The sequence below is a fragment of the Pseudomonas trutticola BRTCR10 genome (assembly GCF_056155105.1).
Map to the genome: position 1 here is coordinate 1,972,341 of NZ_CM149552.1, position 21,038 is coordinate 1,993,378.

At 58.2% G+C, this 21,038-nt stretch carries 16 protein-coding genes and 4 tRNA genes; 14 read left to right on the forward strand and 6 right to left on the reverse strand.

Annotated features, from left to right (window positions below; all coding sequences use genetic code 11):
• Nucleotides 1-19: 19 nt before the first annotated feature.
• A complete protein-coding gene (gene rdgC, locus ACVVH8_RS08865) occupies nt 20-940 on the reverse strand; it encodes a recombination-associated protein RdgC (RefSeq protein ID WP_103306951.1) in 921 nt (306 codons plus the stop codon).
• A gap of 159 nt (nt 941-1,099) precedes the next feature.
• Between rdgC and ACVVH8_RS08870 the strand changes: the two genes are divergently transcribed.
• The 5 genes from ACVVH8_RS08870 (at nt 1,100) to ACVVH8_RS08890 (ending at nt 3,191) form a co-directional block, all read left to right on the forward strand.
• Nucleotides 1,100-1,175: transfer RNA gene (locus ACVVH8_RS08870), tRNA-Val, on the forward strand.
• A gap of 19 nt (nt 1,176-1,194) precedes the next feature.
• Nucleotides 1,195-1,271, forward strand: a tRNA-Asp gene (locus ACVVH8_RS08875).
• Between the two features lie 190 nt (nt 1,272-1,461).
• Nucleotides 1,462-1,537 (forward strand) — tRNA-Val (locus tag ACVVH8_RS08880).
• A gap of 19 nt (nt 1,538-1,556) precedes the next feature.
• Nucleotides 1,557-1,633 (forward strand) — tRNA-Asp (locus ACVVH8_RS08885).
• Between the two features lie 142 nt (nt 1,634-1,775).
• Nucleotides 1,776-3,191: a hypothetical protein gene (locus ACVVH8_RS08890; RefSeq protein ID WP_475229550.1), complete on the forward strand. Its 1,416-nt coding sequence runs from the start codon at nt 1,776-1,778 to the stop codon at nt 3,189-3,191.
• On the opposite strand, the gene ACVVH8_RS08895 is transcribed toward ACVVH8_RS08890, so the two are convergent.
• Nucleotides 3,192-4,355: a catalase family protein gene (locus tag ACVVH8_RS08895; protein WP_475229553.1), complete on the reverse strand. Its 1,164-nt coding sequence runs from the start codon at nt 4,353-4,355 to the stop codon at nt 3,192-3,194.
• Complete coding sequence (locus tag ACVVH8_RS08900) at nt 4,352-6,160, reverse strand: di-heme-cytochrome C peroxidase (RefSeq protein WP_475229557.1); 1,809 nt, start codon at nt 6,158-6,160, stop codon at nt 4,352-4,354. Before ACVVH8_RS08900 ends, ACVVH8_RS08895 begins: the two co-directional genes overlap by 4 nt.
• Before the next feature lie 270 nt (nt 6,161-6,430).
• Here ACVVH8_RS08900 and ACVVH8_RS08905 point away from each other — a divergent pair, with 270 nt between their 5' ends.
• From ACVVH8_RS08905 to ACVVH8_RS08940, 8 genes are all read left to right on the forward strand, one after another.
• A complete protein-coding gene (locus tag ACVVH8_RS08905; protein ID WP_103306955.1) occupies nt 6,431-7,150 on the forward strand; it encodes an FKBP-type peptidyl-prolyl cis-trans isomerase in 720 nt (239 codons plus the stop codon).
• 293 nt (nt 7,151-7,443) lie between these two features.
• Nucleotides 7,444-7,899: a YkvA family protein gene (locus ACVVH8_RS08910; RefSeq protein WP_213028011.1), complete on the forward strand. Its 456-nt coding sequence runs from the start codon at nt 7,444-7,446 to the stop codon at nt 7,897-7,899.
• Between the two features lie 112 nt (nt 7,900-8,011).
• Nucleotides 8,012-8,353: a helix-turn-helix domain-containing protein gene (locus ACVVH8_RS08915; protein WP_103307432.1), complete on the forward strand. Its 342-nt coding sequence runs from the start codon at nt 8,012-8,014 to the stop codon at nt 8,351-8,353.
• Entirely contained in the window at nt 8,350-8,721 is a 372-nt protein-coding gene (locus ACVVH8_RS08920) for a hypothetical protein (RefSeq protein WP_003223109.1), read from the forward strand. Before ACVVH8_RS08915 ends, ACVVH8_RS08920 begins: the two co-directional genes overlap by 4 nt.
• Nucleotides 8,722-9,129, forward strand: a complete 408-nt coding sequence (locus ACVVH8_RS08925; RefSeq protein WP_103307431.1) for an SEL1-like repeat protein — start codon at nt 8,722-8,724, stop codon at nt 9,127-9,129.
• Nucleotides 9,130-9,366: 237 nt separating this feature from the next.
• Nucleotides 9,367-14,139: an RHS repeat-associated core domain-containing protein gene (locus tag ACVVH8_RS08930; RefSeq protein ID WP_475229560.1), complete on the forward strand. Its 4,773-nt coding sequence runs from the start codon at nt 9,367-9,369 to the stop codon at nt 14,137-14,139.
• Nucleotides 14,136-14,501, forward strand: coding sequence for a hypothetical protein (locus tag ACVVH8_RS08935; protein ID WP_103307254.1), 366 nt, complete (start codon nt 14,136-14,138; stop codon nt 14,499-14,501). Before ACVVH8_RS08930 ends, ACVVH8_RS08935 begins: the two co-directional genes overlap by 4 nt.
• Nucleotides 14,501-15,055, forward strand: a complete 555-nt coding sequence (locus ACVVH8_RS08940; RefSeq protein ID WP_475229563.1) for a hypothetical protein — start codon at nt 14,501-14,503, stop codon at nt 15,053-15,055. Before ACVVH8_RS08935 ends, ACVVH8_RS08940 begins: the two co-directional genes overlap by 1 nt.
• 55 nt (nt 15,056-15,110) lie before the next feature.
• Here ACVVH8_RS08940 and ACVVH8_RS08945 read toward each other — a convergent pair whose 3' ends face one another.
• Nucleotides 15,111-16,901, reverse strand: coding sequence for a bifunctional diguanylate cyclase/phosphodiesterase (locus ACVVH8_RS08945; RefSeq protein ID WP_103307252.1), 1,791 nt, complete (start codon nt 16,899-16,901; stop codon nt 15,111-15,113).
• A gap of 133 nt (nt 16,902-17,034) precedes the next feature.
• The gene (locus tag ACVVH8_RS08950) at nt 17,035-19,119 is read right to left on the reverse strand and encodes a carboxy terminal-processing peptidase (RefSeq protein WP_213028016.1); all 2,085 of its coding nucleotides are present in this window, start codon (nt 19,117-19,119) and stop codon (nt 17,035-17,037) included.
• Between the two features lie 138 nt (nt 19,120-19,257).
• Here ACVVH8_RS08950 and ACVVH8_RS08955 point away from each other — a divergent pair, with 138 nt between their 5' ends.
• Nucleotides 19,258-20,220, forward strand: coding sequence for a zinc-binding dehydrogenase (locus ACVVH8_RS08955; protein WP_103307250.1), 963 nt, complete (start codon nt 19,258-19,260; stop codon nt 20,218-20,220).
• A 113-nt stretch (nt 20,221-20,333) separates the two neighbouring features.
• Here the strand turns inward: ACVVH8_RS08955 and ACVVH8_RS08960 are convergent, their stop codons facing one another.
• On the reverse strand, nt 20,334-20,987 hold the full coding sequence (locus tag ACVVH8_RS08960) for an HAD family hydrolase (RefSeq protein ID WP_213028018.1): 654 nt from the start codon (nt 20,985-20,987) through the stop codon (nt 20,334-20,336).
• Between the last annotated feature and the right edge of the window lie 51 nt (nt 20,988-21,038).

Here is a 21,038-nt window from a genome sequence, read left to right on the forward strand (position 1 = left end):
CAGTTGAAACCGGTTATGTTCAGATCCCCTGCGGAGTCTCTTCGCCACCCAACGCTTCCACCAGCGCCGGCAGGAAATCACCGAACGTCAGCATCATCAGGGTGAAGCTGGCGTCCAGTTGACCCAGGGCTTCGTCGCCGCCGTCCTGTTCCGCCTGATCCTGCAACAGATCTTCGAACTTCAGGCGTTTGACGGTCATCTTGTCGTCGAGCATGAACGACAGCTTGTCCTGCCAGGCCAACGACAGCTGAGTGACGACTTTGCCGGTGCTCAGGTGCAACTGGATTTCTTCGCTGGTCAGGTCCTGACGCTTGCAGCGCACGATGCCGCCGTCTTCGTGGGTGTCGCGCAGTTCGCACTCGTCCAGCACATAGAAGTCGTCGGCGGCTTTCTGCGTGGTCACCCAATCGGTCATGACTGCGGTCGGCGCCATTTTCACGGTCAGCGGACGAACGGGCAGGGTGCCGATCACTTCACGAATGGTCGAAAGCAGATCTTCGGCACGTTTCGGGCTGGCCGAGTTGACCAGGATCAGGCCTTGTTTCGGCGCGATGGCGGCGAAGGTCGACGAACGACGGATAAAGGCGCGCGGCAGGAACGCCTGGATGATTTCATCCTTGATCTGGTCGCGTTCCTTCTTATAGACCTTGCGCATCTGCTCGGCTTCGATCTCTTCGACCTTTTCCTTGACCGCATCGCGTACGACGCTGCCCGGCAGAATGCGTTCTTCTTTACGTGCAGCGATCAGCAGGAAATCACCGCTGACGTGCACCAATGGAGCATCTTCGCCTTTGCCGAACGGCGCGACGAAACCGTAGGTGGTCAACTCCTGGCTTGCACATGGACGCGCCAGTTTGGTGGCCAGTGCAGTTTCCAGCGCCTCGGCATCGACAGGCAGGTCTTGGGTCAGGCGATAGATAAGCAGGTTTTTGAACCACATGGGGTGAGTCTCTCCTTTATACAAAGGGGGGCATTATTGTCTTCGCCGTGGCATAGGCCAACCCTTCTCTAAGCCTTTGGAAGGCCTGAGAAAATTATTTAAAAAAGTGCTTGCCAGAGGTGGGGTCGCTCCGTAGAATGCGCGCCACACCGAAGCGAAGGGTGATTAGCTCAGCTGGGAGAGCGTCTGCCTTACAAGCAGAATGTCGGCGGTTCGATCCCGTCATCACCCACCATTCGTTTCAAGTGTTTAGCGCAGCGGTAGTTCAGTCGGTTAGAATACCGGCCTGTCACGCCGGGGGTCGCGGGTTCGAGTCCCGTCCGCTGCGCCATATTCGGTAACCTGGAACACTGAACGCCAGGTCACCACGGAAAAACCCGCCAAGGCGGGTTTTTTTCTGCCTCGAGTTGTACCTTCGAGATGTGTCGTTTCACCGGTTTTCGGATTTATTTGAAAAAAACTTCAATTAAATCAACACTTTACGAAAACTTGTGGCATAATGCGTCCCGTAACGAAGCGAAGGGTGATTAGCTCAGCTGGGAGAGCGTCTGCCTTACAAGCAGAATGTCGGCGGTTCGATCCCGTCATCACCCACCATTCGTTTCAAGCGTTTCGCGCAGCGGTAGTTCAGTCGGTTAGAATACCGGCCTGTCACGCCGGGGGTCGCGGGTTCGAGTCCCGTCCGCTGCGCCATATTCGGAATCTGGAACACTGAACGCCAGATTCCACAGAAAGCCCGCCTAGTGCGGGCTTTTTGCTGTCTGGCGTTTGGGTTTTCTTCACGGCCTATATCTATGTAGTGCCTGCCAGTCGCATCGTTTTCGGACAATGGACCTTGTTTTCCATGACCTCATCAGGTCATGGCGCCGATTCCATTGCCTGCCGAGAGCCCGACCGCATGCCCCCAACTCCCTCTGCAACCGCTACCGTTTCTGCCGACGACACGAATGCGCTGTCATTCATGGCAGACAAACCTGCATTTCTCTCGAGCGATGATGCCGCAGCGTGTCTGCACGGCCTGCTGAAACCGCCGCGAAGTACCGAGTTGCACTGGTTCATTCTGAAAAGCGCGGACGAGCGCTTCTATTGCGTTCAGCGGATCGAGGCTAAAGCCAGCGGGGTCGAGGAAAAACTCCCTGATCCAGCCAAGGATCCGCGTCGAGAGTGGGCAGTGACTGCCGGTGCGAATGGCCAGTTGATCATTCCCAGAGGTTTTTCCCTCGAAGCGAGTTTCCATGCGCACCCGGCCAAGGTTCAAGGCGCCGACGAAGCCACCACGGAATGGGTTCAGCGCAATCGCTTCTTCACCATTGCCGATTTGTCTGCAGTGATGAATCCGCATCGAAAATACTCGAAATGTTATCTGAGTGCCGGTAACGGCGGACTTCTCTCGTACACGTCGACCAATCTGCCGTTTGAACAGGAACTGTCGCCGCGCCTTGCGCCGAACCCGGATGGCGATTCGCGACGTTTTCAGACCCTGTATGAAGAGGGCTCGATTCCCAGCAGCCTGTGGATCCTGTTGGCGGTGGCGGCTGGAAAGGTAACCGTTGTGGTTCCCGGGGATCTTTGGCGGCACCGTGGCCGGCTCAAAGCCAGTTGGCGGTCGGACATTCTGCAGGCACCACCGGCGCTTAAAACCATGCCGATCTTTGGTCCGATCTGTCGAAATGCAAAAGAAGCAGCCGTCTATCTGCGAAAACAATTACCCGCGTTGCCGTCGGCAAATCCCAATGTCGGTTTTATTCTCAAACATAACGTCAGTGATTTTCTGATCGTCACCGAGCCGGTCTCCCGCCAATACGCGAGCTTTGACCGCAGTGCGCTGTTTCCCGGGAATCAACAGGGTCAGCCGCGCATCCCCCGAGCCTTTCGCGTGCTTGGTATTTATCACTCGATTCAACCATCGCCAACATCGGGCGGGACCGATCTTTCGCGCAATTTTTTCTCTACCGCCGACCTCAAAGTCAGTCTGGCACGGGTCAGTGAGGCGCCTCATCAACGCATTTTTGCAATCACCCCCGACGGCGCTGTCTTGCGTTTCGCCAAACCGATACTGCCCAAGGTTCGCGAGTTGATCGCCGAACTCACCCAAGACCTTGAGCAAAAAATCAACTCCGGCGACATCCGTGCGCAGATGTTGATCGACAAAGTCGCCAGCGCCGGAATTCTCAGCGTCCTGCTCCCCAGTGCTGCATGGCCCCAGGCTGGAAGAGTCATGGCGTCATCTGCCGCACAGCAAGAGCCGTGATCAACCGCCATTGCGCTGATGACGATAGTCGCTGACCGCCTCGTACACCGCTTTGCGCAGGCGATTGATCCCGCCAATCGGGCGGTGCGCTTCAATGCCGAACCAGGGGTTGAAAGACAGGTTGTCGCAATCGAGGTTCTGCTGCGGTGTATCGAAATCCTGAGGTGGCACGGTGATACGGGCCACGGTTTCGAACGGCGAATCCTGCTCGCGCCACTCGATGCTGGTGTCCTCGATCGGCATGTATTTGTTGGCATCCTGGCGCTGAATCTGCAGCAGGAAACAGGCCGGTACGCGATCCGTTGAGAGTTGCTGATTCAGGGCGTTGCGCAGGAAGTTCGGCAGATCCTGGTTTTGTCGGGGCAGGGTGTAGGCCGGGCAATTGTCGGGATCCGGCGTTACCCGGAACTTGGCGTTCGACTCGCCGAACTTGTACGGCGAGACCGAGAAATACGTGGTGCCCGTCGGGCTTTCCGGCGCAGGCGACAAGGTCGCCAGGGCAATAAACAGATGCCGGACTTGCCAGGTGCGCGGATCCCAACCGGGGAAAAACGCCATGACCTTTTTGCCGTCAGCCTGCGCCGCCACATTCTGACGATACTCGGCGACATCACTGACAAAGAAGTTCGGATGACTGAACATCACGAAGTCTTGCTCATGCTGTTGCTGGCGGTTGTCGAGCAAGGGTTTGCCGGGTACGTCGAGCAGTTTGATCGCCATGCCCCGGGCATCGCGGATGCTGTCGAACTGCGGATAGGCGTTGCCGTTGGACAGGCGAATCAGCGCTTGCCAGGTTTTCCCCGGCTCGCTGAACACGCCCCGCTGCAACGACTGGGCAAGTTGCGGCAGAACCAGCACCTGCGCTTTCACGCAGCCATGCGCCTTGGCGTGAGCGTCGCGCAGATAGCGCGTCGGCTCGCGGTGCTGATCAACAATGCGCACGGCGGTCTGAATCACCTCTTGAGTCATGGCCGACTCGCCCGGCGGAATCTGCTCCAGCGCGGAAACCGGGCCACGGTGCTGCCAGGCAAACCAGGCCCAGGCAACGGCCCCGCCGAGCAGGCCGATGGCGAGTAACAACAGCAGGGTTTTGCCCAGCAGGCGCCCCAGCCACAACCAGATCCGGGCCAGCGGCGGGAGGTCTTTCTTGAAGGTCGAGATCATGGCAATTGCGCCTCCAGTGGACCGCCGAGGACTTTCAGGTATTCCAGCAACGCCCAACGTTCTTCGGGCTGCAACCAGCGGCCGATGACACCATTGCCGCGTTCACCCGCACGGAATTCATGACCGCTGTTGTGGTTGCCGGTGATCCGCGTGTCGAACAGGAAGCCATTGGTAAAAGCTTCGGTGCGATAGCCCAGATGACGCGGATCGTATTCGAAGCTGCCTTTATAGAAAGTGGTGGCGCGCTCATCCTGCGGCGACAGCAACTGATAAAGGCTCGGCACCGAACCGTTGTGCAGAAACGGCGCAGTGGCCCAGACGCCGGCCAGTGGGCGAGCCTTGTAGGCGACTTTTTCGCGCACACCGATCGGCAGGCCGAAACCGTCGAGTCGCGGTTTCTCTTGCGCAGTGACGTTGGCTTCGCGATAAGCGCGGTTTTCGACGAATGCGGTGACGTACGCCAGGCCTTTGGCCACGGACAACTGGCTCAGATCCAGCGGCTCCTCGGGGGACGGGTGCAGTTTCACGTCCATTTTTTCCAGCTCTTTCAGATCCCATTGCAGGGCCGTGAGGTCGAAACGATGGCTGGCGATGTTGTTGGCAGCATTCGGATCGGTGCCGATCACCTCCACTGGCAACAGGTGCAAATGTTGCACCCAGCGTTCGCCTTCCTGAGTCTTGCGCGGAACGTGGCAGCCGGCGCAGTTTTCGGTAAACAGTGCGCGCCCCCTGGCCGCCAGCGCTTTATCGACGACGCCAAACACGTCTTCCGGCCACGCGGGTGGTTGCAGGCGCTGCAGGGTTTCTTCGATTTTGTGCAGATCACGCACACGGACGCTGGAGGCATAGCGTTCATCACCTTGCAGCGGTTGGCCATTGGCGTCGAAGAAGTTCAGGGTGGCGCCGACACCCAGTGCCTCGCCGATGTTGCGCGCCATCGGCTGTTGCGCAGAACCGTTCCACTGCACCCAGTCGAACGTCCACATGTCCCACAACTGCGGGTAGTCCACCGGCGCGTTGGCGACGCGATAGTTGGCAGGAGAAATGGCATCACCGAACGTCGCGTTGGCAATCCGCCCAAATGCATCGGTGCGTCCCGGGCCTTCTTCGGTGGGGTAGAGGCCACGGTGGGTGTCGTTCCAGGCGACTTTCAGAAAAGTGTTCAGCGAGTTTTTGAAGTCTTTGCGCAACTGCTCGCGACGTGCGTCGTAGTCATTGCCCAGTACCGCGCGCGCGAAGCGTTCGAATTTCCATGGGTTGTAGTAAGTCGAGGTCAGACTGGCGACCAAGGCTTGTCCGAAACTGCCGCCGCGCAGCGTAGGAACACTGGAAGGCAATACGTGTTGCGCCGAGCCGCCATCAATACGCACGGCTTGGCCGTTAAAGCGCAATTCGCCGGTATGGCAAGCGGCGCAAGTTATGTCCAGATATTGCTCGGTGCTTCCGGGATTCTGGTGCCGCGCAAAGCCGACAGGAAGATTGCCAGGGTTGTTTGGCGTGGCTTTCTGTTGTGGATCAATCAGAAAGCCAAATCGTGCGAGGTATTCGGGCGAGGCGAAACGCTGTTGCGAAAAGGGCAACTCCAGCGCCTGGAACCACTCGTAACGCAATCCTTTGACCTGAGTGCCCTGTGGCGTGAAGTAGTAGGTCTGGCGTTCTGCCTGCGACCACTGATTCAGGTAATGCACCTGCTGCACGGGGGTGTAGAAGGGTAATTTCGGATTGGCGACGTAATACAACACCACCGCAAGGACGAGTCCAAGCAGCACGACGATCAGGGTCAGCACACGGAATAAGAGGCGCAAGATAAACATCCTTGTCGAATTGTTGCGCTGTTATGCCTGAGCTTGACCCGGTGCGGCAAGTGGCCATTACGCCAAGTCATGAGGATGGGTGAGTCGCTCGCGCTCAGGATCAGATGACAGAAGCTTCATCATCCGTTTGCCCAAATGCGTTTTGGTCCCTGAACTTATCGCAGGTTTACTGCTCTCATGCCGGTAGCCATTGGTCGTGGCGGCCTGATAAGCTCGCGGCTTTACTCGATTGCCCTTTCGGCGCATGAACAAGGAAATAGCATGAAACAGCATCGGTTGGCGGCGGCGGTAGCCCTGGTTAGCCTGGTCCTCGCGGGTTGTGATTCGCAGACCAGCGTAGAGCTGAAAACCCCGGCGCAAAAAGCTTCCTACGGTATCGGCCTGAACATGGGCAAGAGCCTGGCTCAGGAAGGCATGGATGACCTGGACTCCAAAGCGGTAGCCCAGGGCATCGAAGATGCCGTCGGCAAGAAAGAACAGAAGCTGAAAGATGAAGAACTGGTCGAAGCTTTCGCTGCGCTGCAAAAGCGTGCCGAAGAGCGCATGGCCAAGATGAGCGAAGAGTCGGCAGCTGCCGGCAAGAAGTTCCTCGAAGAAAACGGCAAGAAGGCTGGCGTGACTACCACCGCCTCGGGCTTGCAGTACGAAGTGGTCAAGAAAGCTGACGGCCCACAGCCTAAGCCTACCGACGTAGTGACCGTTCACTACACCGGCAAGCTGACCAACGGCACCGTTTTCGACAGCTCCGTCGAGCGCGGCAGCCCGATCGATCTGCCGGTGAGCGGCGTGATCCCGGGTTGGGTTGAAGGTCTGCAACTGATGCACGTTGGCGAGAAGTACAAACTGTACATCCCTAGCGATCTGGCTTACGGCGCACAATCGCCAAGCCCGGCAATCCCGGCCAACTCGGTTCTGGTTTTCGACCTGGAACTGCTGGCCATCAAGGATCCAGCCAAAGAAGACGCTGCTGCCGCCAAGTAATCGGCCAGGGCTTCAACAACAACGCCTCGCTTATGCGGGGCGTTGTTGCATCTGGACCTTGGCAAAGGTAAACAGAGCGAACCGATGCCGGTCAGAAGAGTCATAGCCTTTGAGGTTGCTGCGCTAGACGCCCTGAGCCGCCAAGTCAATGAAATATTGGGGTTTTTTATGTGAGTAAAAAACGCCCGATCTGAGCGCAGCCCTTATGAAACGGGGCTCTCAGCGCTGAAATGCAGCTCTGTTCACAAGGTTATCCACAATTTGTGTGGATAACATTTCAACGGGAGGAAAAGATGAAAGCTCCGTGGAATTTCGCTCGATTCCTGCCCTTGGCTGGCCGGCTGCTCGCTCGCGGTCGCCTGCCGACGTTGCTGTTTGCGGTAGCCAGCAAAGGCGCTGCGCAGGGTAATCGTCTCGGAAAACTGAAGGATGATCTGCGTTTGCTCCAGGCGCTATGCCTGGCCTACTGGCGCGGCGAGTATCGCGCTATCAGTCCCAAAGCGTTGATCTCGGTGGTCGCGGGGCTGATGTATTTCCTCAGTCCGGTCGATGCAATCCCGGATTTCATCCCGGTATTCGGCATGCTTGATGACATCGCCGTCCTCGCCTGGCTGATGAAAACCCTCGACGATGAACTCAGCGCCTTCAGACTTTGGCGCAATCGCCAGCAGCCGGAAAAACTGGCGGTCGTCGAGCGCCTGCCTGATACCCCCGCGCAACTGCAACTTCAGGGCCCGAAAAAGCCCTGATTCACCCAACCCGCCAACAGATAGATACCCCCCGCGACCTTGGCCGCTGTTAGGATTACACTTCTAGGGAAAAGTGCCGACTCGCTAAGTGTTGTTGTCCTACGGGGTAGTCATGGATATTCAGATAATTGCACGCGATGGCGAACCCGAATACGCGGTTTTGCCATGGGCTCAGTATCAGGCTCTACTGAAAGCAGCAGGCATCAACGAAGCACCGTCGCGGCAGGCTCCAGAGCCAGTCGCGGCATCACCGGACCCGATTCTTCCAGGTCTGGATCAATTACGCAGTTTGCGCGAAGGGAAGGGCATCGCCATCGAGGCGCTGGCCCGCACGGTAGGCATCAGCCCGTCTTACCTGGCCATGATTGAAAGTGGTGAGCGTCTGCCTGACGCCGCGATTCGCCGCAGCCTGGCCTGGGAACTGACGGTGCCAGGGTGGAGGGAAGAATCGTGAGCGTACGCATCAGTCGACAACATTGGGACGGATTGCTGGGGGAGCTGGATCAGGCACGCAGGCAGCGCCATCTGCTGACGTATCGGGCGCTGCTCGAACGTTTGCAATTGCCGACGCCGGCGATGCAGACCCTGACCGCCGCGCTTGAGCATCTGGCGGCACTCGACGCCAAGGCCGAACAGCCGTTGCGCAGCTCGTTGGTAATCAGTCAGGGCGCGAGTCGTCTGCCGCGCACCGGCTTTTTCGAGTGCGTTGAGCGTCTGGGGCGTTTTTCCGGGCCGTCCGATGGTGTTGCAGCGGCTTCCTGGCATGCTTCGGAAGTGGTCAGAGTCTTCGAATACGAGTACCCGGAATCGGCGGAGGCCTGAGTGTTTTTACGACTCAAGGCGCAGGCCAGCTACTGGTTGGCGCGCCGGCTGTTTCACTGGTCGTGGTTTGTCCGTCAGCCGCGCGGCTGGCGTTGGCTGGAGGGCCAATTCGCACGCATGGCCAACCTCGGCGATGTCGGCGCGCAAAGCTTCTACGGACACATCCTGACCTTTCGCGGTGTCGGGCTGGGGGCGCGAGAAGAAGGCGTGCGCCTGTTGCGGTTGGCGGCCCTGGCCGGTGATGGCAAAGCGGCCTATCAGGTCGGTGTGATCAGCCTGGCAGGCACACCGAGCAAAGCGCCGGATCCTGTCGAAGCCGCCCGCTGGTGGAATATGGCGGCCAAGGCCGGGCATCCGTTGGCCGAGCTTAAATTGAAAGAACTGGGGACTGGAGGTTCAACGCAGTAACTTCAAATATGTCTGCCCAATAAACGTGGCGTGAGGGAAACCTCACGCCACGTTTGCGTTTATGCCGGTCTGTTTATTTTTTTTGATGTTTTACAGACTAGTCCTACATCCATTGCCTACTTGCCTGACTTCTTTCCTGATTGATCCCCCGCACAGTTCCCGCGCCTAATTTTTGCGCGAGGGAACGTTCATGCTCGACCCGGTCATTCAGTCCACTCCGTACGCCAGCGTACGTTGATGGAAGCCATCACCCGTATCGAGCAAGAGCTCGACAGCTTCCCCGAGACCCTCAGCCTCTACCGCGAACAGCTCAAACATTGGGCCAGCCGTGCAGCCGATACCGTCAGCCACGCCGCCGATCTGCCGTCGCTGATGGGCATGGAGCGGTTGATCCGCTTCGGTGAAAACACTAGCGCCGTCAGCAGTAGCGACGACCAGTTTTTCTCCCGCGTCGTCCAGTGCCCGAAGGGCGGATTGATGCTGATCGAGAGCAAGTTCGAATCGGTCTATGACATCCCGCTGGGCAACATCGTGGTTGATGTCGTGGCGGTAGATGGTGGCAAAACAGTACCCGTGACCCTTGATGCCCAAGGCCTGGGCGAATTTCGCGGCGAAGAGGGCAAGTTCTATCGGGTGCATGTGCACAGCGCTGTCACCCCGAAACAAGTTGAAGATCTTTTCGAATCCTACGATGGCCTGACCGTTGAGCTGGATGATTGGCTGCGCAGCGAGTGGCAGGGATTCAAGCCGCAGTGGTCGCAGTCGGTGGCGACGGCGGCGGGCAACGGCATGCTCGCCGGGAGCTGGGCGGCGATCGAAGGGGTGTGGGACAGCATTGGAATGCTGTCGGACATTCTCAGAGATCCCGGCGCTTTTGTGGAGCGATTGGGCAGTGGCGCGGCGGATCTGATCGATTTGGCAGCGAACGCTCCCGAGCTCATGGAAAAGCTGCAGTTGCTGGTCAGTGACGAGGCCGCGCTGTGTTTGCTGTTGCGAACGGCCAGCCTTTGGCTGGAGATGCTGCCGCCCAGTGAGGTCTTCGGCAAAACCGCTGAAGCGGTGTCGCTGGTCATCGTGCAATTGTTGATTGATGTGCTGATTGCCGTTGTTCTGACGTTTGCCAGTGGCGGCGCGGGCATCGCTTATCTGACGCTGCGTATGGCGGATCGCGCGGTTCAACTTCTGTCGGCGGTGATGCGGTTGGTGAAGGCGTTGTTCGGCATCGTCAGTGGCTTCATCAAGTACGTTGATAAATACAAGACCGTTGCCGCGCGCGGGATTGCGGCCAGTGTGAAAAAAGGCCGGATGCAATTGCGCTGGAATGCCAAGCGCAACGCTTTGCTGAAGAAAAACGAACACCACGACGACGCGCCGGATCAGGCGAAAAACCCCAACGGTGACAGCGCCGATTGTGTGCCAGGTACGTGCACCAACGGCTGCCCGGTGTCGATGGTCACTGGCGAGGAACTGCTGACCCTCACCGATGGCGTGCTGGATGGGGTGCTGCCGTTCGAGTTCACCCGTTTGTATCGCACCAGCGCGGCCGAGATCGATGTCGGGCTGGGGTTTGGCTGGAGTCATTCGCTGGCGCATCGGCTGGAGTTTGATGGCGATTTTGTGGTCTGGGTTGACCATGAGAACCGGCGTACGCGGTTTCCGTTGCCTAGCGTTGCGCGGCCGGCGATTCACAACAGTTTGTCGCGGGCGGCGATTTTTCTCGGGGATGAGCCGGAGGAGTTGATCCTCGCGCTGGCGGGGGACGCGGCGCGGTTTTATCACTTTCGGGCTGGAAGGCTGGCGGCAGTTAGTGATGGGTATGGCAACCGTCTGACTGTACAACGGGATCGGTCCGACAGGGTTCAGCGACTGGATAACGGTGCGGGTCGGGCGTTGTTGTTGCGCTACGATCGGGCTCATCTGGTTGCGGTGGATTACCAGCGCTTTGATCCGACGCAGAATCTTGCTGAGCCTTGGCACACCGAGCAGACCCTCGTCAGTTACGGCTATGACGCCTATCAGCACCTGATCGAAGCGCGTAACGCCGTCGGCGACAGCGAGCGTTACGACTACGACGATCAGCACGTCATTCTGCAGCGCCAGTTGACCGGTGGCGCGAGCTTCTTCTGGGAGTGGGAGCGCGCTGGCAAGGCTGCCCGCTGCGTGCGGCACTGGGCCTCGTTCTCGCAGATGGACACCCGTTACGTCTGGGACGACGACGGCAGCGTGGCGGTGCATTACGTCGATGGCACCGAAGAAACCTACGTCCACGACGACCGTGCACGCCTGGTGCGCAAGGTCGAAGCCGACGGCGGCGAGCATCTCAAGGCTTACGACGACGCGGGACGTTTGATCGCCGAGCAGGACCCTTTAGGCGCCGTTACCGAATACCGCTACGACGACGTCGGACGGCTGATCGCGCTGCTTCCGCCGGACGATGAGCCGACGTCCTACGAGTACCGCAACGGTTTCCTGCACAGCCGCTGCCGTGGCGAGGCGGTGTGGACCTACCGGCGCAATGCCCAGGGCGATGTCACCGAAGCGGTTGATCCCGACGGGCAGGTCAGCCATTACCACTACGACGCTCGCGGGCAGTTGCTGTCGATCCGTTATCCGGACACCAGTCGGCATGTTTTCGTCTGGAACACGCTCGGTCAATTGACGGAAGAAACCCTGCCCGATGGCGGCGTGCGGCGTTTTTCCTACGACGCGCTGGGGCGACGGACGACCACTGTTGATGAACACGGCGCGATCACGCGGCAGCACTGGGACGCGGTTGGCCGACTGATCCAGACGACTTCTCCTACAGGTTCCACCCGTGCCTATAGCTACGGCGCCTATGGTCAAGTCACCGCCGAACGCGACGAACTCGGGCGCATCACCCGCTACGAGTATGACGATGACCTGCACCTGGTCTCGCGCAAGATCAACCCCGATGGCACGCGGGTGCAGTATCGCTACGACCATGCGCAGCTGCTGCTCACCGAAATCGAGAACGAGTCCGGCGAAAAGTACCAACTGGACTACACGCCGACCGGACTGATCCGACAGGAAACCGGCTTCGACGGCCGACGCACGGCCTACGCCTACGACCTCAATGGCCATCTGCTGGAAAAGACCGAGTTCGGCGATGACGGCTCTGTTTTGCTCACCGCTTACGAGCGCGATGCCGCCGGGCGCCTGCTGATCAAGACCCTGCCGGACGGGGTCAAGGTCGAATACCGCTACGACCGCCTCGGCCGACTGACCGGCGTCGACGACGGCCAGAAACACCCGCTGGCCTTTGAATACGACCTGCAGGATCGGCTGATCACCGAGCATCAGGGCTGGGGCACCTTGCGTTATACCTACGACGCCTGCGGCCAACTCAAGCGCCAGCGTCTGCCGGACAACAGCAAGCTCGACTACCACTACGCCAAGGGCGGCGCGCTCACCGCAATCCACCTCAACGGCGCGCCCCTGACTTCGCATCGCTATGAGTCCGGTCGTGAACAACAACGCCAGCAAGGCCTGCTGCTCAGCAAATATGCCTACGACGATCAGGGCCGCTTGCTCGCCCACGCCGTAGGCCATGAGCACGCTTCGCTGTACCGCCGCGATTATGCCTACAGCGCCAACGGCAACCTGGAGCACATCGCCGACACCCGCCACGGCCAGCGCACCTACGGCTACGACGCCCTCGACCGCCTGATCCGCGTGCGTCACTCACGCGACGAACTGCCGGAATCCTTCGCCCACGATCCGGCTGGCAACCTGCTGATGCAGGACCGTCCCGGCCCGACACAGATCAAGGGCAACCGCCTGCTGCTGCAGGGTGATCGCCACTACGACTACGACGCCTTCGGCAACCTGATCCGCGAACGCCGCGGCACCGCGCAGAAACTCGTCACCGAATACAGCTACGACTGCCAGCATCGCCTCATCGGCCTGACCCGTCCCGACGGCAAAACCGCGTCCTACCAGTACGACGCCTTCAACCGGCGCATCAGCAAAACCATCGACGGCGCGACCACCGAGTTTTTCTGGCAAGGCGACCACCTCGTCGCCGAAAGCAGCAAGACCCACCACCGCAGCTACGTCTACGAACCCGGCACCTTCCGCCCGCTGGCGCTGCTCGACGGCAAAGGCCCGAAACGCGCCTGCCCGTTCTACTACCAACTCGACCATCTCGGCACCCCGCAGGAACTCACCGACTACAGCGGCGAAATCGTCTGGTCGGCGCAATACGACGCCTACGGCAAAGTCGCCACGATCACCCTGGCCGGCGAGGAATACCTGGACCAGCCGCTGCGCTTTCAGGGGCAGTATTTCGATGGGGAAAGCGGGCTGCACTACAACCGCCATCGGTATTACGACCCGAGGTTGGGACGGTATCTGACGCCGGATCCGATCAAGTTGGCCGGTGGGTTGAATCAGTACCAGTACGTGCCGAACCCGACGGGGTGGGTGGATCCGTTGGGGTTGACGTCCAACTGCCCGCCGCCGAATAAGCCGGGTTGTGAGGTGCCCGGAGGTAAGGTTGATGACGGTGAGCCAGCGCTGCCGAAGATGACGGCGCAGGAGCGGCGGGCGAGGATTGATGAGTTGGCGGAGGCGAATGCTTATCGACGTTTGGATGAAATGGAAAAAAACACGAGAGACGCACACTTCTTAGAGAAACATGGCAAACAGACTACGCTGGCTTCTCAGCAGGAACGTTCAATTACAGGACGAAACCCAACTACTGGAAACATTGAGGTCTACACCAACGGTAGAAGAGCAGGACAGCCCAAGATACCTAGTGCGGCCACTCATTTTTTTAGTTATCGAGACCAACTGAATGCCATACATCGTGCGCAACTTATTTTTAGGAGAAATGGGCAAATGGCGTCGAGGGAGCCGATGAATATGGGCAAAATTATTGGTGAGGGCTATAAGAGAGGGGGCGTAGATTATGGGCAACAAACACATGCAATAGTAATCCTTGATAGAGCAGGTAAGCCGATAACTTCTTATGCGGAATTTATGCCATGAAACGTAAGCCTGAATATTTTGTCTTGCGTAGTCTGCTTTTTCTATTTGATATAGATAATACTCACGACGACGCACGTGAAAAAATCATTGTTTCAAAGGATGTTAATGATAAAGAGGAGCTTGCTGAGCTTTTTGATATTCTTATGAAGCCTGAGTTTCTTTCTTATAGTGAGCGTGAGCGCGAGTGGTGTATCGAAACGTTGATATACTATTTGGAAATTGATGATAATTTTGATGCGATCTTCACAAAAATCACAACATACTTTGATGACGATGTAGAGGATCAGCGCCAATTCATGCAGGTTTTACTTGAATGCTTAGCGAGATATCAGCATGAACATTTAAAGGATGATAAAGCCTGATGATTGAGGTCATTGAGGTCATTGAGGGTAGGTGGTCATTCGACGATTTTAAGCGATGGACTCGCGGAGAGTCAGATGCTGAGCTGTTTGGTGACCAGTACCGTGAGGATCCTGAGGCAGTGGAACAGAATATTTTCGGCGAATGCGGAGACGCAGGTTTACTGGAGTTAATCTCAAATCCAGATTGCAGGGAGCGTTTGTATTTTGCAAGTCTTCTAGTTCTTAGTCTTTGTAATGTCTTTAGGTCGGGTCGAAGTTTGCCTTTTCATTTTTCCAGATTTCTCGGTCTTGAAAATCGCGAGGTATATTTTGAGAACGTGGTGGTAGATGCAGTGCGGGTATACGAAAAGTGTGAAGTGATTAATTCTATGAGTAACTCCAATGATCCGGCTATAACGTCATTTTATAAGCAAGTAATGGATTTTCGACATGACGAGGTCAGTCTTGTGAGTGACTTCTATCTTGATTGCACAGCGCGATTTGATTTGAAACTGTTTGATGATTCTCGAGGCGGTTTTCAAAAAATTGTCAGTAGCGATATAAAGGCTGTTTGAACAGACCCCTTCGCGGGCAAGCCCGCTCCCAAAGGAATTTTTGGTGTTTGGGGCATCAGCGTTGGCCGATTAGTTGCGGTTTATGCAGTTCAGGGGCAGTGAGGCTATCAAGCAAATGCACGCTATACCCCGGAACATTCTTCGCATGATGCTTCGCCTGCGAGGCCATCTCCGCGAGTTGGCTCGCATCAAGTTGTGCGCAGGCTTCGGGATGCAGGTGGACGACGCCGATAGACAGTGACAGCAGCGGAAATTCCTGCCGCACGCCTTGGCGATTCGGCGCAATGAAGCAACCTGCTTCAAGATGTTCGGGGCGGTAAAAGCGGCGGCATTGGCTTTGGAAGTCATCAAGCAACTGGTTGAGGCGTTTGCGCCAGTCCTCGGGGCCGAGAACGAGTAGGAAGTCATCGCCGCCGATGTGGCCGACGAAGTCGCGCGACGGGTCGACGCGTTCGTTGAGGCATTGCGCCAGGCACAGCAGGACTTCGTCGCCGCGGCCGTAGCCGTAGATGTCGTTGAAGGGTTTGAAGCTGTCGATGTCGACGTAGCAGATGATCGATTCGCGGCCTTGTTGCAACAAGCGCGTCAGGCATTGCTGAATGGGGACGTTGCCCGGTAGCAGGGTCAGTGGGTTGGCGTAGCGGGCTTGCTGGATTTTCAGTTCGGTGATCAGTTTGAGTACGTCGATCACGCGCCCGAGGCCGAGGTAGCTGCCGTTGAGTGTGATGATGAAGTCTTCTTCGATGCGTTGGCGGGCGCGGCTGGTGATCAGGCGGCTGACCTGCTGTAGCGACTGGCTCATTTCCACGGCGAGGAAGTCGTCGTTCATCAAGCGGCTGATGGGTTTGCGGGCGAACAGGTCGGTGGCGAAGGGTTTGAGCAGGGCATCCGATAGGGAGTGGCGGTGAACGATGCCGCATGGCTGGCCTTGTTCGTCGAGGACGGCCAGTGAGTTGAGGTTGGCCTGGCGGCGGAAGGCTTCCAGCACAGTGGCGGTCGGCGTGTCGCGATGCACGGCGGGTTGGTCATTGAGCAGAGCGCTGAGATCGCTGCCTTCGTCGTTCAACGCTACGGCGCTGCTGTCGTGTTTCGGCATCAAGGCCCGGGCGTCGCGGGGCGGATGTTCCTGCGGTCGGCCGAGCAGGTAACCCTGTACCAGATCGACACCCATCTCGGTCAGCACCGCCAACTCTTCGGGCAGTTCGATACCTTCGGCAATGACTTGCGCTCGCGAGGCCTTGGCGATTTGCAGAATCGATCCAACAAACTCTCGCTTCAACGCATCCTGATGAATGCCGTCGATGAAGTGCCGGTCGATCTTCACGTAATCCGGACGCAGTTCCGACCACAGGCGCAGGCTGGAATACCCGGCACCGAGGTCATCCAGAGCAATTGAGAAGCCCATGGCGCGATAGTGATGCAGCGCAGTTTGCAGCAATTGGAAGTCGTCGATCGGCGTCTGTTCGGTCAGTTCGATGACTACCTGGCTTGGCGGAATGCCGAAGTCCTGCAGCAATTGCAACGTACGCCCCGGTTGGTGCGCAGCTTCGAGCAAGGACTCCGGCGAGACGTTAAGAAACAGCTTCCCCGGCAGTTGCTGCTCGTTGAAACGGCGGCAGGCAGACTGGCGGCAGGCGATTTCCAGCTCACTCAGACGGCCAGCCTGACGTGCCACGGCGAACAGCGCGATGGGCGAGTGCAGGGGGCTGTTGGACGGGCCACGGGTGAGGGCTTCGTAACCGAGGATGCGTCGTTCGGAGAGACAGATGATCGGCTGGAACAGGCTGTGTAATCCGCTTTGAGTCAGGATCGAGCTCAAGGCACTCAGCTGTTCGGTCGTGGTCATGGCAATCTCTGGCGATAAAAAAGGACTGGGAGCGCTCTCGATGAAGAGAGTGGCTCCCAGTCCTTTATTGCACGACAGAATGATGACTGTTTGATGACGATCCGGGGATCGTCAGCATTAAATTGCCATCACTTTACTTCTTGGCCACCTGATTGCTCAGCTTCAGGTAATCCAGCAGCACGCGCCCGGTTTCGCTCAGGTAGGCATCGTCTTCCGGTTTGACCTTGTCCGGCTCAGCGGCGGCGAGGGCGTCTTCGTCCTCTTTCTTCAGCTCTTTGAGCGGCTCTTCGCCTTTGGCCTTGCGACGGATGTTTTCCATCGTCAGCTGTTTGGCGTCGATGTCGGCGTGCTGGGCACGACGATCGGCCTCGTTGAGGCTGACGGTTTTTTCTTCCATCAGTTTCTGCGCCAGCGCCAGCTTGTCACGGATGAAGACGAACTCGGCATCCTTGGCGGTGCGCGTGTCGTGCTCGGACTTGAGCTGTGCCAGGTACGGTTTGAACGGATCGGCTGCCGGTTTGATCGCCGCGCGGATGGTATCCCACGGCATGGCTTCCGGCAGGGCGCTCTCGCCGATTTCCTTGGTGTCGATCAGCGACGGGTAGTCGATGTCCGGCAGGACGCCCTGATGCTGGGTGCTTTGACCGGAGACCCGGTAGAACTTGGCCAAGGTCAGTTTCAGTTCACCATGGTTCAGCGGCTGAATGGTCTGCACGGTGCCTTTACCGAAGGTCTGGCCACCGATGATCAGCGCGCGGTGATAGTCCTGCATGGCGCCCGCGAAGATCTCCGAAGCCGAGGCAGACAGGCGGTTGACCAGCAGCGCCATCGGGCCTTTGTAGAACGCACCCGGGTTTTCATCTTCCAGCACATCGACACGGCCATCGGCGTTACGCACGAGGACGGTCGGGCCCTTGTCGATGAACAGGCTGGTCAGTTCGGTGGCTTCCTGCAAGGAGCCGCCGCCATTGTTGCGCAGGTCGATGACCACGCCGTCGACCTTGTCTTTCTGCAGTTCGGTCAGCAGTTTCTTGACGTCGCGGGTGGTGCTCTTGTAGTCCGGATCACCGGCACGGAATGCCTTGAAATCGAGGTAGAAAGCCGGGATCTCGATGACGCCGAGTTTGTAGTCCTTGCCGTCCTGTTTCAGGTTGAGGATGGACTTCTTCACGGCCTGGTCTTCGAGCTTCACCGCTTCACGGGTGATCGGCACGATCTTGGTGGTCTGGTCGTTCGGCGCGTTGCTCGCCGGAATCACTTCCAGACGTACGACGGTACCCTTCGGACCACGGATCAGCTTGACCACTTCGTCCAGACGCCAGCCGACCACGTCGACCATCTCTTTGTTGCCTTGGGCAACACCGATGATCTTGTCGGCCGGAGCGACCTGCTTGGTCTTGTCAGCCGGGCCTGCCGGCACCAGGCGCACGACTTTCACCTGGTCGTTGTCGCTCTGCAACACGGCGCCGATGCCCTCGAGGGACAGGCTCATGTTGATGTCGAAGTTTTCCGCGTTATCCGGCGACAGATAGTTGGTGTGCGGATCGTAAGACATGGCGAAGGTGTTGATGTACGCCTGGAAGATGTCTTCCGGACGGGTCTGGTCCAGGCGCGACAACTGGTTCTTGTAACGCTTGGTCAGGGTTTCCTGGATCTGCTTCGGCTCTTTGCCGGCAATCTTCATCCGCAGCACTTCGTCCTTGACGCGTTTGCGCCACAGGTCGTCGAGTTCAGCGGTGGATTTGAGCCAAGGGGCGTCCTTGCGATCGATCAGCAAGGTTTCCCTGGTGGTGAAGTCCATCTTGTCGACGCCTTTGTTCAGCTCGGCAAGGGCGAAGTCCAGACGCGCCTTGACGCGGTCCAGATAGCGCTTGTAGATGGTGAACCCGGCGTTGAGGTCGCCGCTTTTGAGAAAGTCGTCAAACTGGGTTTTCCACTTGTCGAATTCGGCGATGTCGCTGGCCATGAAGTAGCTGCGCGACGGGTCCAGCAGCTTGAGGTAGCTGTCGTAGATGATCACCGAGCGCGCATCGTCGAGTGGCGGCTTGCTGTAGTGGTGACGCTTGAGCAACTCGACGACGTTCAGGCTGGCGATGACTTCATCGCGATCAGGCTGCAACTTGTCCCAGCTGTTGGCTGCGAATGTGGTGCCCGACACCGGCAACAGGCCGATACCGATAAAAAGAGCGAGGGCGGTGCTGGGGAGCAAATGCTTCATGCTGATTCGACGCGGGGACAATTGATAACGCATATTAGGCCGTCTTTGAAGTCGCCGGTTCTACGAGAGCCGGTCGCATAATGCAAAAAGCCCGGCGCTACAGCTTCGGGCTCAGTCCAGACTCACTATGGAGGCACTGTGAAGGCATTGCAAGGCGTGGAAGGTCAAGTGGCATGGGTTGAAGAGCCGAGTCCTACGTGTGATGTAGGACAAGTCCGCATTCGAGTGGCGGCAGCCGGCCTCAATCGCGCTGATTTATTACAGAAGGCAGGGCTTTATCCGCCCCCGCCCGGCGCCAGCCAAGTGCTCGGTCTTGAGTGTTCCGGGGTGATCAGCGAGGTCGGTGCTGGCAGTTCGTGGCAGGTGGGCGACCGGGTCTGCGCCTTGCTGGCCGGGGGCGGCATGGCCGAAGAGGTGGTGGTCGACGGACGGCACGTGCTGCCGGTGCCCGAAGGTGTATCGCTGATCGAAGCGGCGGCATTACCCGAGGTTTACGCAACAGTCTGGCTGAATGTGTTTCAACTTGCGGCACTCAAACCCGGTGAGAAAGTTCTCCTGCACGCCGGGGCAAGTGGAATCGGTTCAGCCGCCATTCAGTTGTGCAAGGCGTTCGGCAACCCATGTTGGGTCAGCGTCGGGTCAACCGAGCGTTTGGCTTACTGTGAAGCGCTGGGAGCCCAGGGCGGGGTGGTGCGTACCGATGACCTGGAAAGCCTGCGCGACTTCGGGCCGTTTGATGTGATTCTCGATCCGGTCGGTGGCAGTTATTCGCCGCTCAATCTCAAGCTGATGGCGCTGGATGGACGTTGGGTGTTGATCGGTTTGATGGGCGGCCGCGAGGCCAAGCTGGATCTGGCGCAGGTGCTGGCCAAGCGTGTGCAATTGCTGGGTTCGACGCTGCGCAGTCGTGACGATCAGTTCAAGGCCGATCTGTTCAGTGATCTGAGCCAGCATGTGTGGCCGTTGTTTGCCGAAGGACGGTTGAGTCCGCAGTTGGCCAAGGCTTTTGCGGTGAAAGACGCCGAGGCGGCGTTTGCCGAGCTGGCGAGCAATACGGTTTCGGGGAAACTGGTGTTGGTGATTGACGACAGCCTGAGCTGAGAACGCAAACCCTGTAGGAGTGAGCCTGCTCGCGATGGCGGTCTGTCAGTCAGCATTGATGTTGGCTGACAGATCGCCATCGCGAGCAGGCTCACTCCTACATTTGATCTCCGTTATTTCCAGAGATGGATTGGCCAGCCGGCCTTTTCGGCGTGTTCAAGCAGCACCGGATCCGGATTCACCACATGCGGGAAATCCACCTTCAGCAACAACGGCAGATCATTGCGCGAGTCGGAATAGAAACTCGCGCCTTCCAGGTTTTCTTCCTCGGCATCCAGCCATTCCAGCAACCGGGTAATCTTGCCTTCGCGATAGGTCAGGGTGCCCACGGTGTGGCCGCTGTACACGCCATGCGCGACTTCCAGTTCGATGCCCAGCACCTCGTCGATGCCCAGGCGATCGGCAATCGGTTTGACCAGATGTGTACCCGACGCCGAGATCACCAGAATCCGGTCGCCGGCCTTGCGGTGGGCGGCGATGGTTTTGGTCGCGTCGCTGAAGATGATCGGCTCGATGAAGTCTTCGACCCACGGGCCGACAAGGTGCTCGACCTCTTCCGGCGTGCGGCCGATCAAGGGTTCGAGGCTGAACTCCATGTAGTCTTCCATGCGCAATTTGCCATGGCTGTAGGCGTCCATCAGCTCATTGTTTTTGCGCATGAACGACTCGGGATCGACCCAGCCCAGGCGCCCCATCTGCTCGCTCCAGAGGGTGGCGCAGTCGCCGTGGATCAGGGTTTCGTCCAGATCAAAAATTGCCAGGGCCATCAGTTCTCTCCGAGAACAGCTGCGAGCTACAAGCTTCGAGCTGCAAGAATT

What these genes read in the sequence shown, in the direction of transcription:
- ACVVH8_RS08950 (WP_213028016.1), bottom strand. Translation starts at nt 19,119, where the DNA reads ATGAAGCATTTGCTCCCCAGCACCGCCCTCGCTCTTTTTATCGGTATC.
- rdgC (WP_103306951.1), bottom strand. Translation starts at nt 940, where the DNA reads ATGTGGTTCAAAAACCTGCTTATCTATCGCCTGACCCAAGACCTGCCT.
- ACVVH8_RS08945 (WP_103307252.1), bottom strand. Translation starts at nt 16,901, where the DNA reads ATGACCACGACCGAACAGCTGAGTGCCTTGAGCTCGATCCTGACTCAA.
- ACVVH8_RS08895 (WP_475229553.1), bottom strand. Translation starts at nt 4,355, where the DNA reads ATGATCTCGACCTTCAAGAAAGACCTCCCGCCGCTGGCCCGGATCTGG.
- ACVVH8_RS08910 (WP_213028011.1), top strand. Translation starts at nt 7,444, where the DNA reads ATGAAAGCTCCGTGGAATTTCGCTCGATTCCTGCCCTTGGCTGGCCGG.
- ACVVH8_RS08915 (WP_103307432.1), top strand. Translation starts at nt 8,012, where the DNA reads ATGGATATTCAGATAATTGCACGCGATGGCGAACCCGAATACGCGGTT.
- ACVVH8_RS08940 (WP_475229563.1), top strand. Translation starts at nt 14,501, where the DNA reads ATGATTGAGGTCATTGAGGTCATTGAGGGTAGGTGGTCATTCGACGAT.
- ACVVH8_RS08960 (WP_213028018.1), bottom strand. Translation starts at nt 20,987, where the DNA reads ATGGCCCTGGCAATTTTTGATCTGGACGAAACCCTGATCCACGGCGAC.
- ACVVH8_RS08935 (WP_103307254.1), top strand. Translation starts at nt 14,136, where the DNA reads ATGAAACGTAAGCCTGAATATTTTGTCTTGCGTAGTCTGCTTTTTCTA.
- ACVVH8_RS08930 (WP_475229560.1), top strand. Translation starts at nt 9,367, where the DNA reads ATGGAAGCCATCACCCGTATCGAGCAAGAGCTCGACAGCTTCCCCGAG.
- ACVVH8_RS08905 (WP_103306955.1), top strand. Translation starts at nt 6,431, where the DNA reads ATGAAACAGCATCGGTTGGCGGCGGCGGTAGCCCTGGTTAGCCTGGTC.